An 11,638-nucleotide genomic window follows, 5' to 3' on the forward strand; every position below is an offset into this window, starting at 1 on the left:
GATAATATTAGGAATTTTGTAAATTTTGGCTATTTGAACTTCTCTAACGTGCAGAAAAATAACCCTTTATTATACCAGAAAATATTTATGCAAGAGTTCTAAAACTAGGAGCTAACGAACGGACTATTCGTGAATTCTTAAGTGATAAGCATGGTAGCCACATCATTCCACGTTCTCAAGGTGGCTCAAACGGTGCTGACAACATCTTGTGGGAAGTGGGCGTTGATAATCTCCGTCGCGGAGCCGAAGTAATGACTGTAGGAGAGCAGTTTTACATTCGGGTTTACAATGCAGTAGATTCGATTATCAGCAATTCAGGGACAATTGCTAGGCTGGGGATCACTACTACAGGAACAGCTATTGTTACCCAGGTTGTAGTGACAGCCATTTCATACTCCTTGGATCTTTACCGAGGCGACATTACTGTTGAAGAATATAAAAATCTAATTATAGAAACTGCAAAGATAGCAGGCATTGCGACACCAATTGTTTTTCTGCTATTAGTGGCCGTGTTGGCTTTATTCCCAGAATTTACGGTTGTGTTGTCAGCACCAGTGGTTGTGGCAGGGTTTAATGCCTTGTTTGAAATGAGTATTGCAATGCCAATTATTCAATCGCTACTTCGTCATGCCCAAGCTGGTGGTTTTGGTGAGGAAGCTGCTGATGCTTACAAAAATACGTTTGATGGTTCTGCGCCTGCTTGAATCTACAAAGGATTTTGACGGGAGTGTGGTTTTAGCTTTAAAGTTACCTCGTTTGGCTTAACTCCACACCCCAGCATGAGCCTTGGTATTTAACTTTTAACTACTGGGATGTAGTCTAATGCGGCACGCTCCCATTGAGCTAAATTAGCGGCGGCTTCATATGTAGTTTGTAAAAACGTTAGTACCATTGCATCTGGGTCGCTAGCTTGGCGCACTGCTTCATAGGGGAGGATAAATTCTCTCATGTCCAAGCTATAAGTCGCTTCTTGTGGCTGAATGGGGTAATTTTTGAATCCTTCAGGTTCTGGGTAAGCATAGGCATAGAATAAAGCTTCATGTCCGCCACCGCCAAACCAAAAACCACAACTACTGACCTCATGGGAGTAAGCTTCTCGCGTCACCCAATCAGCCATATTCGGTACACCACCCGGATGTTGTGGAGCGCGTCGCCCAGAAAATCGAGTCACCGCCAAGTCACAACTGCCCCAGAAAAAATGTACAGGGCTACATTTTCCAGCATACTCAGAGCGAAATCGGGTTAAGATGCGCTCGGCTTGCACCAAAATTTGCCAAAACCGTTGAATATATTCTCTGTCGTAGGCAGAATGTTTCTCGTCTTGCTCAAAGGGAATGGGATCAGTGATTTCCTGTGGCATTGTCCAAATCCGCACGTCGATGGAAATTTCTGTTAAAGCATTAATCACCGCTTGATAAAAGTTAGCCACAGAACGGGGGGCTAATTCGATAATTTTTGTTGTGCCATCGCTTGTCTCAATTAGGAGTTGATGAAGCACAAAATTAAAGGTGATTTGAAAATTCCTTCTGCCGTAGGGAATGGTTGAGGTTGTAAGTCCATGCGGCGTAATATACAAAGTTGAATGCCACCAATGATTGATTTTGGGAGTTAATGCTAACCGGATTTTGCCCACAATCTGAGTCCACAGATGCAGCGTTTCATAAGTATCCTGCCATGCAGCAACAGGTAACGGTAGCCAGATATCAGTAGGTGAACTTTGCACAATAGCCATACGCTGTACCTCACCTCTATGCCAAAAATTGATGTTAAATAAACCAATGAAAGTTTATGTGATTTTGCCTCAATGATTTGACTATACCAATTTAGGCTCACTTAATCTTCGTTAATGACAAACAAGCTTCCTGCATTTTGGCAAATTGGCAGCCAAAGTATTTCGGTTGCAGTTTTAATAATTAACAACACACTCCATCAACCAGAAGATTGTGTGACGAACACAAGCTAAAATCCCTATTTCTAATATTGGAGCTTGGGCCAGTTGTGAGAGTGCTGTAGTCGCTGCATAATTAATACAGTGCTTGGTAAAAGGAAGACAACTGGCTAGTAATGAAACTAGTACCAATAAAATTTGCACAAAGCGATCGCATCTGTACACAGCCAAGAGCGATCGCTTCTCCTCAAACGTAACTTTCCACTGAGCGATGCGGATTTAGCCTTTTTAAAACGGTCATGAACGTGAAGCTGTTGGGGTCGCATGATGTCTGGTGGTGGGCGGTAGGGGAGCGATCGCATGACTAATAAGCATTGATTTCCAACTTTTGGACGAGATAACTGTTTAAATCCTTATGCCATATTGGTAAACGACTACTTGAGTCTAGTAATTCTGCTGAACAAAGCCATCTTGAAATATAGATAGAGTAGAGATTAATCATGCAGTATCTTGCACAAGATTTAATGCTCCTTGCACTCAATCCTCAAACTGGAAAAATTCACTTTGCTGCATCGTCGGCTCTACGCTACAGTTTGATGGGTACAGTGCTATTGGATTTAGTATTGCAAGGCAAACTCACGATAGATAACAATCATCTGATGGTAGCGAACGCTAGTACAACAGGCGATGAATTTTTGGATCAATGTCTTAATGAAGTTGTGGCGGCTCCTGGGAGTCGAAGCGTGAAGTTCTGGATTAGCCATTGGAGTCGAAAATATTCGAGTTTTCCAAAGGTGGTATTGCATTCCTTAGTTGATCTGGGTGTTTTGGTGAAACAAGAACATACCGTACTCTGGCTTTTTCCGGTTCAGAGGTACTTTCTAACCGATGAATCAATCCAACGCGCGATTGTTAATCAAGTGCGTGCAGCTGTGTTAGAAAATATCCGACTGGATGGGCGCACGGCTGTGCTAATCAGCTTGATGAAAACCTGTCATCTCACCAATACCGTTTTTACATCCGAAGAATTGCCAGAGGCGCGCTCGCGGATTCAAGCGATCGCGAATGGTGAATTAGTGGGTAAGGCTGTCTCACAAATCATCGCCACTGCTCAAACGGCCATGATCGCTGCAATCAGCACTTCGGCAGCCTCTAGTTCAAGTTCCTCTAGCAACCAATAGAGGGAAAAAGATTAGCCAGATCGAAATGCAAGCTTTTGCCAAATTTTCGATTTGGTGGTTTACAATCAACTGATTGTAATGGGTGAACGAAAAAAAGTGTGGGTCAGAGAAAATGGTTTCAGTTTTAGTAAGACATCGTTTATTGTAAAACTGGGCTTAGTCATCTCCATCCATTAAGCGACAACGGCTTTGGGTCTTGCAAGCTTGCCCTGAAGAACGCTCTCTTACAATAGTCGCTAAATCTGGTCGTCGGGTGAGGAAAAGCCGCCAATCGGCCCAAATCCCATATAGGAAGTCGGCAATAGCACCGATAACTGGTAAGGACGTTGCAGCATAGACCCAACCCATCCCCAGAATTTCATAAATGCGACGGAAAACCTCAACATTTTTAACTAGCGTTCCGTCTGGCAATACAGCATGAATACGCCCCATTGCTGTTTCATAGTCAACACTGCCATGCGCTTGGGGATTGTAGTCATCAGCTGCAATATCTACAAATGCCACCAGCCCTCGCCCCGCGTCCCGCTTCTTCAAAAAGTTAACCTCACGCAGACACAAGGGACATTGACCGTCATACAGCAATTTGATTTTCCATGATGGCAGAGTGGATAAAGGCTGGTCTAGAGAATTATTACAACCGTAGGGTTGAATTTGTGGTGAGGACATTTTGAGAGCTTAATTAAGTTTATTTTCTTACATCAAGCGTAACGCCTCTGGAATTATAAGTAATCCCTAATGTGAATTAAAAACGTCTTTTATCGTGTTTTGATTCGTGCAAATACTCAAATATAATCAAGCTAAATACTTATCTCAGATAAAAAAATTATGGCAACCGAGCAAGAACTTAAATCTCTTTTTAATACCTTATATACTGATCAAGATGGCAAAATTTCTATAAATGAGCTTTATTTGACTCTGTTTGAGGAAGAGCTTTTAAGTTTTTTAGAGGAAAAATACTCAGAGGTAATAAATTTAGTTTTAATGCCACCATCGGGCCACATCTTCAATAGCACAAACAACTTCTTCTATTGTTTTGTGACCACCTAATGCGAAAATTATTGGAACTAGTACCTGTATAAGTAATAGGACAGAAATATTTACACATTAGATTCTAGGCTTAATAAGGGTTTCAGGTCTAATTTTGGGTAATTAATTTTGTCTTACTACTTATCTTGCAGCAAATTTTTTCGAGTACGCACAGATAACCTGTGAAGTGAATCTTGCCATAAAGGAAAAAGTTGTGATTGTGGCATTTGGGTTAGTTTGTCATTTAAGGCTTTCAGGGCTTGGGTACGAAGAAAATCATCCTGAAGTTCTACGCAATTTCTCCTTTAAGATCTTGCAATAAAACTGCCCAATCTGTGCTGTCTATAACTTGTGCTGCTGCTAGTTCTAGTGCTAAGGGTAAATAGCCAACTGATGCAGCTAAATCTTGAGCTTCTTGACACTCTGTACCCACCAGATCTCGTCCCAATTTTTTAGTCAACAGTTCCATAGCTTGCTCTGGCTTCATGACATCCAAGCTATAGGTGTTAGCTCCTAGTACTTGAGCGATCGCACCTTCACGGGTTGTGATCAAAACTTGACAACGCCCACCACCAACATTAAAAGCTCGTGCATCCTCCGGATTCCAAGCATCGTCTACTACCAACAAAACAGCTTTGTCATATAGTAGGGTACGAAGATGAGAACAAGTTGCTTCAATGTTAGTAGCTCTAAAGTTATAGTCTCCTAGTGTCTGCACCCAGCCACTAAGTAAAGGCAGGATATCGGGTTGTTGACCTAAAGTTGCCCAAAGAATACCATCACGAAAATGAGCTTGTACATCTTTATCATGTGCCAAAGCATTTGCTAAAGTTGATTTGCCGACCGAACCTAAGCCGTGGATGGCAGTGATTACCAAAGTTTTAGTATTTGATGATGAGTTTGTCAGTAGCCAAGTTTTTAAGATTTGGCTGTGTTCTGGTCGGTCTACGTAGTAACTTGGCAGGGGCGGTGCTTGAAAGGGAACCCGATAATTAATCGCTACTGATGCCGCCTCATCACCCAAATCTGCAATTTCTCGCCAATCTAGAGCCAATCTCTGACAGAGTTCTTCAAAAGTTGCAAAATCTACAGATTTGCCTGTCAGAAAGTTGCTCACTGTTGCTAGAGCTAGTCCTACCTCCTGGGCCAAAATTTTTTGGCTAGGAAAACCATTACGCCTGACTGCCAATTTGACTTTCTCAATGCAATCACCACGAACTTTGAGCGATCTCGGCATAGCTAATTGCTGGCAACTATCTTAATTATACACGCTTAAGTCAGTTATATGTCAGAACAACTTAGTCATTCTCAGGCTGTAAGTCAGTAATCGGTGGTGTTTGATAAATATATCAGCTTCAAACGAACACGTACTGATGCTCACTGATGCTCAAAAAATCCTAGTTCATCAAGGAGAGACCTATAGGTTTAACTCTTGTAACTATTTGCCCCACTGTTGCAAGCATTGATCAACAGCCCAATCAGGTGATCGCAAAAGTCTACGCTCTCAAATAGAGAAGCTAATCAAGCGTATCATTCAAGATACAAAAATTTACTGAACAAAAACAAGGAGCAAAATATGTCAGAGATTTCTTTACCTACTGATTTAATTGATTCTTCTGGATTTCGTTGGGATATTCAAGGAAATGGCAGTATTTCTGATGGCACGAATGATGCATATGATGGTGGACTCAGTTTAGCTGGCTTCTACCCTTCTTTGAATACTGCTCAAACAGAGGATAACGGACGAGAAGTGCTTATCGGTACAGTGTCGGATTATCCAGCAGTGCAAGTGCAGCGGAAAATATATGTACCAGAAGACCAGTCTTGGGCTAGATTTCTAGAAATTGTCACAAATACTACTTCGGCAACGGCAAATTACACAGTTAACCTCAATAGCTATCTCGGTTCTAGTTATTCAACTGTAGTTGATACTTCTAGTGGTGATAATATTTTTAACACAGACGATAATTGGCTGGTTACAGATGATGGTGATGGTACAGGCGACCCTACGCTAGTGCATATAATCGCGGGGGAAAATAGAGATGTTAGACCTGATACAGCATCTTTAAATTATGGTTATAACGTTAACTTTGCATATAATCTTACTTTAGCTCCTGGTGAAACCCAGATTGTGATGCATTTTGCGGCTCAGAATTCTGACCAAGCAACAGCACTGACTAAAGCAGAAGACTTAGCATCACTGGGATTAGATGCATTGGCAGGAATAAGCTCACAAGAATTAGAGCAGATAGTTAATTTTGCTACTACTGCTGTAGTTAGTTTGTCAGGAAGTGAAAATGAAGATGTATTGACAGGTTCTAACCGTCGTGAAATCATTTCTGGTTTCGGTGGTAGTGATGTCCTGCAAGGATTTGGCGGTAGTGACCAAATTTTTGGTGACAGTGGCGATGACTTAATTACTGGCGGTAATGGTCGGGATTTATTGATAGGAGGAACTGGTGAAGATTTGATTTTTGGTGATGCTGGCAATGATTTCATTGATGGTGGAGACGACAATGACAACATTGATGGTGGTGAAAGTAACGATTCTATTTCTGGGGGTGAAGGCAACGATCGCATCTTTGGCCGTAATGGTAATGACACGATAGGTGGCGGGAATGGCGATGACATTATTGATGGGGGTGAAGGTAACGATTCTATTTCTGGCGGTGAAGGCAGCGATCGCATCTTTGGCCGTAATGGTAATGACATTCTAAGCGGTGAAGCGGGAGCAGACATTCTGATTGCAGGAGCAGGCAATGACATTATTGATGGTGGTGAAGGCAATGACCGCCTAATTGGAGTAGAGGATGGAGTGGGATGGGGTAGTGGTGAAGTTGATACTTTAACTGGTTCATTAGGTAATGATACCTTTGTCCTGGGTGATAGTAATTTTGTCTACTACGATGATGGTCAGTCTTTTACTACAGGGGAGTCTGATTATGCTCTGATTGCAGACTTTGACTTTAATCAGGATTTGATTCAACTCAAAGGCTCAAAGGATTTCTATAGCTTAGACTTTTTTACTTCTGCGACTGGTACAACAAATGCCGCACTAATTTACGATCCGGGAGCAACAGCCTTAGGTGAGGTGATTAGCGTTTTGCAAAATGTATCGCTAGATCTAAATCTCTCTAGTAGTGCATTTACCTTTGTCTAAAAACGATACAGCAAAGAACTTGTCAGCAGGTTTTACTTGTTTGGTGTGATTCTGCAAGAGTCCAGCTTATACCAATTCGCGGCGGACGCTCCTTCTTCGCTAACGCAATTCGCAATTAAACAACTTAGATGCAACAAGGCTTTGGGCGTTTACATCTGGATCAGATTTTTCGTAGATAGGTATTAGTGGTCTGGCAAGTTAACTTTGCATTGTGGCGAGCAGGGGAAGAGGGAATGTCTTTTTCCCCAGCCTCAAGAACTCGATCTACACAGCAATGTTGGGTTGGTGAAATACTAGAGAGCAAGTATTGTACTTAAATGATAATTAGTCTTTTGCTGTCTATATCTAGCAAGCTTTTTGGCTTTTTATCACTGTTGAAATCATTATGTAGTATAATTGTAGTATAAAGTAGTAAAACTAATCAGATGTTTTGGAACGCTCAATAAACAAGAGGCAATATGAGACCTTTAAGACAAGGTGATGTACTTTTAATTCCAACACAAGAAATTACTCAAGAAATTATTCAAGCAGAAGCACTACCCCACTTAATCCTGGCACAAGGAGAAGTAACAGGACACAAGCATCAGATAGTTAACGAAAAAGCAGAACTTTATCAAGTTCATAGTACGGTTTATTTACGGGTGTTTTCTCAAACAGCATTATTAATGCACGAAGAACATAATGCAATTCATGTTCCTCAAGGAACATGGGAAATTAAAATACAACGTGATTATGAACCTGGAGGGTGGAGATATGTCACAGATTAATGTTAATGAGTATCTTAATTCATCTCAAAGAAGCTTAATTAAAACCTATCAAGATAAGTGGGAACCAATAGCTTTACTGACTGAACCAATAAATATGAGGCAAGCCAGATCTGATCTAGAAAAGATTTATGAACTGCTCGGATTGGCTAAACCTATGGTCTATTTTGTTGAAAGTCCTTTATCTGCGCTCAATAAGCTCAATATTCATAACATCGATAATCGCTCAATAGATATCGAACACCACTTAATCCAAAATCTCAAAAAACAATTAAGGAGTAATTTATGGAATGAATTACAAATTAAACTATATAATAGCCTACACAGAAAGTTATGGAATTCAGTGGGAAAAAGAATTTATAGGTTGCTTGAACCAGAATTTGAACTTGAGGATTATTTAGAGCTAGAAAGCAGAAGTCAAGAACTATCAGAATCACAGTACTTTAATCCAGTTAGTGATTGTATACCCATAGATGATTTAGTAACAACAGCTAGTTTACTAGACTTTTGTTATTCAGTTTTAAACTGTTATGGTGATGAACAATTATGGCAAGCTTATCAATCATTAGTCATGAATTGTGGCTGGCTTTGGACATACGAAAGGTTTTGTATAGTATGTGAGCGTCCTCGTTTCCTTTCACTAGACGATCAAAATAGGTTTCATGGTGAAGGCCAGCCAGCACTTCAGTTTAACGATAATTTGAGTATTTATGCATTTCATGGCTTAGTAGTCCCAGAAAAATATGCTATGACTGTACCTAGTCAGTGGCAGGCACAATGGTTATTAGAAGAAAATAATGCCGAGTTGCGCCGAATATTGATGCAAGGTCTTGGTTACTCTAAAATTTGCCAGGAATTGCGTGCTAAGAAACTTGACACTTGGCAGGAATATACACTTTTAAGAATCATCAGTTTAAATTTTGAACCTGTCCACTTATTAGCTATGACTTGCCCAAGCACAAATCACACACATATATTACGAGTTCCGCCTGATATCAGAAAAGCTAGAAAAGCAATCTGTTGGATAAACTGGGGAATAGATCCAACATCATTTGCAATACAAACTTAGAGCCATCCAAAAGTGTAAAAATTCAGTTCTCAAAAGTCAGAATCTGTGTGGGATTAATAAATAAATAAATCAAGCTTTGCGTGGTGGTGAGCGGAGGAGCGGAGGAGAGGTTACAGTCCCAATCTCCCCTGCACCCCTGCTCCCTTGCTGCCCCCATCAAACAATTTTGGTTTGTTAGACCACTAAAAGTATTACTTACCAAATTTTCTCTGATCCTGGCTTTTTTCTTCTTACATTAAAACAATATAAAAAAGGTCAAACTATTAGCTGTATGTTGTACCTTGCTCTTAGCTGCCTTCAAGGAAGACCAATGCAATCAGCTGCGGCTGAATTACTTAGCTTTGGCGTTTGTGGTTTACAGTTAACTCCTGGGCTAGTCCCTACCGAAAAGTTTCATTCCTGGTTGGAAGAGCGTCAGGTAAAAGTACGTACTCACCACGGTTTTCATTGGCAAAGAATGCGAGCTAAAGTTTGGAGTGAAACCGCAGATTGTCTAGTTGTTTCTGATTCAGTACATCCGCCTCTTAAAGATGACTTATGTGCTGGAATTTGGCAACATAGAGCCGAATGCGGAGACTATAATCACTTAATTTTGGAAACCATGTACCCTGGATATTGCTTAGGTAATGGGGAAGAATTACTTTGGGCAATGGATTTAGGTCTAAAACTTGCAGTTGATGTTTCCCACATCTATCTTCAACTTTGCCAAAGCAGTTTAGAGCCAAAGATTTGGCGAAAATTACAAAATTATGAGTTGATTCAAGAATTACATCTATCTGCAAACAGTGGTAAAGCAGATTCTCATCAACCTATTACTAAAAAAACCTTTGGTTTGGATTGGATACGCGAACGTAGTAGCGATGGAACATTTGTAATTTTAGAATCCTATATACATCGGCTTTCTCTAGAGGAACGTCAACAACAGTTAATGTTGGTTCAGGATTTTTTACAAAAATAGCAAATAGGGTAAAAATTATGGAACATCTATACACGAAAAAACAAGCGGCTCAACTTCGAGAACAAATATTAGATTTGTTAATTCTACCCACAATAAAAGCTGACTTTGGACAAGATAACAAACTTCAGTCAGCAGTAATGGTTGTTGCTCAATTTTGGGATGATGAAGCTTCAGATGCTGTACATCATATTATATTGTACTCTGATTTAAAAACGCCAAATATTGAGACAATAATCAGAAGTTATGATGATATTTATGAAGGAATGGGTGCTTACCTTTCAAGTCGTGAGTATTTTTTAGAGGTAAAGATAGATGAAGAAACATCCTACTGGTGGGATGCAAACCGCCAAGCAATTCCTGCATTTGCTGCATTTTGTCAAGAAGGGAGTCATCAATGTATGGATATTAGTGAAGCTTACACGCCTTATGCTATTTTTCGCCGCCAGAATGAGGATATCGAAGTTGAGATTGTAGGAAAAATGCTTCGTCCTTGGCTTGATGGCATAAAACCTGATTGGGAATAATCGAGTAATCTCAACTATGTTTTAAGTAGAAAATTTAATTTTTATAAGGTGAGTAAATTATTACCAGCCAAACAAGCACAACTATTTGCAAATATTTACTTTAATGGGCTTCAAAACCAACTTGCCTATAAAAGAAGGAATATTCAGATTCTTTTAGGGAGAAAATTATGGCAAATCTATGCAGATATAGAAAAAAGATTAGAGGTTGGAAAAGACGGATTAGACAAATTCAAAAATGGAAACAGCAAAATTTCAATGTGGATTTAAGTAACTCTAATCATGATTATGTCAAAATCTGGATTCATCCTTGGTCAAGTATTACAAAACAATCACCGCCATTCTGGTACAGACGCTTAATTTTGTCAGCCTTGTTTGAAATTTATCACAATTGGAAAAAGCAACTTGTCGAAAGAGGAGAACCTTTTTACTTAAAAATTTGGTTGTTTCACCCACGTTTTTCTCATTCACGAGTCGTTGCAGGAATACGTGAAAAAATTGATTGGTATGAAAATGTTTTTCCTATCCCAGCAAATCAAGACGAATCCTTTCCCTATCAAGAGTATGCTTCAAATCTCTACAATCTTCATGATGTAACATGGGAACTCCGTATAGATGATATTGTGCATTGGGAAAAATTTGATGAATTAACGCCCCAAGAGATAGAAATTCTTCAAAAAAAAGCTTACCACATAACTCAAACATCAGACGGTGATACTCTGTATGCTGTGTGGCTTGGCTCAGTTTGGGTTGGTTCATGTCCAATGTCTGCAATATAGAAATTAGGGAGCCACTGCGTGGGCAGGTTTCCCAACAAAATGCACCTCAAGGGGTAGTTCATAATACCAAAGGTTGATGGGTGGGGAATTGAGCCAAACAATTGATTTATAGATTTGCTGATTCCGGGAAAAGTGCATAATTTTTACTTAGCTGAAACTCTTGCTCCTACCATGTAGATGTAAGTTCAAAAATCCAATGTTTAGGTAATATTTGAAAACATTTTTATGATGAACAGTTTAGCGACAATAGAAGAAATTGTAGATATACTTCAGCATCCAGACCCTGAAGTTG

The 11,638-nt window shown here is 39.9% G+C and carries 14 protein-coding genes; 10 read left to right on the forward strand and 4 right to left on the reverse strand.

From position 1 onward, the window contains the following. Positions 1 to 206: 206 nt before the first annotated feature. The gene (locus H6G76_RS34830) at positions 207 to 704 is read left to right on the forward strand and encodes a hypothetical protein (protein WP_242056661.1); all 498 of its coding nucleotides are present in this window, start codon (positions 207 to 209) and stop codon (positions 702 to 704) included. Positions 705 to 793: 89 nt separating this feature from the next. Here the strand turns inward: H6G76_RS34830 and H6G76_RS34835 are convergent, their stop codons facing one another. After that, positions 794 to 1,732 carry a DUF5996 family protein gene (locus tag H6G76_RS34835; protein ID WP_190710756.1) on the reverse strand — a complete coding sequence of 313 codons (939 nt, stop codon included), beginning with the start codon at positions 1,730 to 1,732 and terminating at the stop codon, positions 794 to 796. 338 nt (positions 1,733 to 2,070) lie between these two features. Beyond that, complete coding sequence (locus H6G76_RS34840; RefSeq protein WP_190710757.1) at positions 2,071 to 2,250, reverse strand: hypothetical protein; 180 nt, start codon at positions 2,248 to 2,250, stop codon at positions 2,071 to 2,073. 138 nt (positions 2,251 to 2,388) lie between these two features. On the opposite strand from H6G76_RS34840, the gene H6G76_RS34845 reads away from it, so the two are divergent. Then, complete coding sequence (locus H6G76_RS34845; RefSeq protein ID WP_190710758.1) at positions 2,389 to 3,069, forward strand: GPP34 family phosphoprotein; 681 nt, start codon at positions 2,389 to 2,391, stop codon at positions 3,067 to 3,069. Positions 3,070 to 3,225: 156 nt separating this feature from the next. On the opposite strand, the gene H6G76_RS34850 is transcribed toward H6G76_RS34845, so the two are convergent. After that, complete coding sequence (locus H6G76_RS34850) at positions 3,226 to 3,735, reverse strand: thiol-disulfide oxidoreductase DCC family protein (RefSeq protein WP_190710759.1); 510 nt, start codon at positions 3,733 to 3,735, stop codon at positions 3,226 to 3,228. A 159-nt stretch (positions 3,736 to 3,894) separates the two neighbouring features. Between H6G76_RS34850 and H6G76_RS37540 the strand changes: the two genes are divergently transcribed. Continuing rightward, a complete protein-coding gene (locus tag H6G76_RS37540) occupies positions 3,895 to 4,116 on the forward strand; it encodes a hypothetical protein (protein ID WP_242056662.1) in 222 nt (73 codons plus the stop codon). 268 nt (positions 4,117 to 4,384) lie between these two features. On the opposite strand, the gene H6G76_RS34860 is transcribed toward H6G76_RS37540, so the two are convergent. Beyond that, complete coding sequence (locus tag H6G76_RS34860; protein ID WP_242056663.1) at positions 4,385 to 5,332, reverse strand: NB-ARC domain-containing protein; 948 nt, start codon at positions 5,330 to 5,332, stop codon at positions 4,385 to 4,387. A 339-nt stretch (positions 5,333 to 5,671) separates the two neighbouring features. On the opposite strand from H6G76_RS34860, the gene H6G76_RS34865 reads away from it, so the two are divergent. The 7 genes from H6G76_RS34865 to H6G76_RS34895 all read left to right on the forward strand — a co-directional run bounded on the left by H6G76_RS34865 (position 5,672) and on the right by H6G76_RS34895 (position 11,346). Next, positions 5,672 to 7,255: a calcium-binding protein gene (locus tag H6G76_RS34865; RefSeq protein WP_190710760.1), complete on the forward strand. Its 1,584-nt coding sequence runs from the start codon at positions 5,672 to 5,674 to the stop codon at positions 7,253 to 7,255. A 458-nt stretch (positions 7,256 to 7,713) separates the two neighbouring features. Further along, a complete protein-coding gene (locus tag H6G76_RS34870) occupies positions 7,714 to 8,022 on the forward strand; it encodes a hypothetical protein (protein WP_190710761.1) in 309 nt (102 codons plus the stop codon). Beyond that, complete coding sequence (locus tag H6G76_RS37545; protein WP_190710762.1) at positions 8,009 to 9,088, forward strand: DUF6745 domain-containing protein; 1,080 nt, start codon at positions 8,009 to 8,011, stop codon at positions 9,086 to 9,088. Before H6G76_RS34870 ends, H6G76_RS37545 begins: the two co-directional genes overlap by 14 nt. Before the next feature lie 310 nt (positions 9,089 to 9,398). Then, the gene (locus H6G76_RS34880) at positions 9,399 to 10,046 is read left to right on the forward strand and encodes a hypothetical protein (RefSeq protein WP_190710763.1); all 648 of its coding nucleotides are present in this window, start codon (positions 9,399 to 9,401) and stop codon (positions 10,044 to 10,046) included. 17 nt (positions 10,047 to 10,063) lie between these two features. Next, positions 10,064 to 10,570, forward strand: a complete 507-nt coding sequence (locus H6G76_RS34885) for a hypothetical protein (protein WP_190710764.1) — start codon at positions 10,064 to 10,066, stop codon at positions 10,568 to 10,570. A gap of 48 nt (positions 10,571 to 10,618) precedes the next feature. Next, the gene (locus H6G76_RS34890) at positions 10,619 to 10,837 is read left to right on the forward strand and encodes a hypothetical protein (protein ID WP_190710765.1); all 219 of its coding nucleotides are present in this window, start codon (positions 10,619 to 10,621) and stop codon (positions 10,835 to 10,837) included. Further along, the gene (locus H6G76_RS34895; RefSeq protein WP_190710766.1) at positions 10,828 to 11,346 is read left to right on the forward strand and encodes a hypothetical protein; all 519 of its coding nucleotides are present in this window, start codon (positions 10,828 to 10,830) and stop codon (positions 11,344 to 11,346) included. The genes H6G76_RS34890 and H6G76_RS34895 overlap by 10 nt, the downstream gene beginning before the upstream one ends. Positions 11,347 to 11,638: the final 292 nt, after the last annotated feature.

Origin of the sequence: Nostoc sp. FACHB-152, assembly GCF_014697475.1 — a bacterium.
Classification (GTDB): domain Bacteria; phylum Cyanobacteriota; class Cyanobacteriia; order Cyanobacteriales; family Nostocaceae; genus Nostoc_B.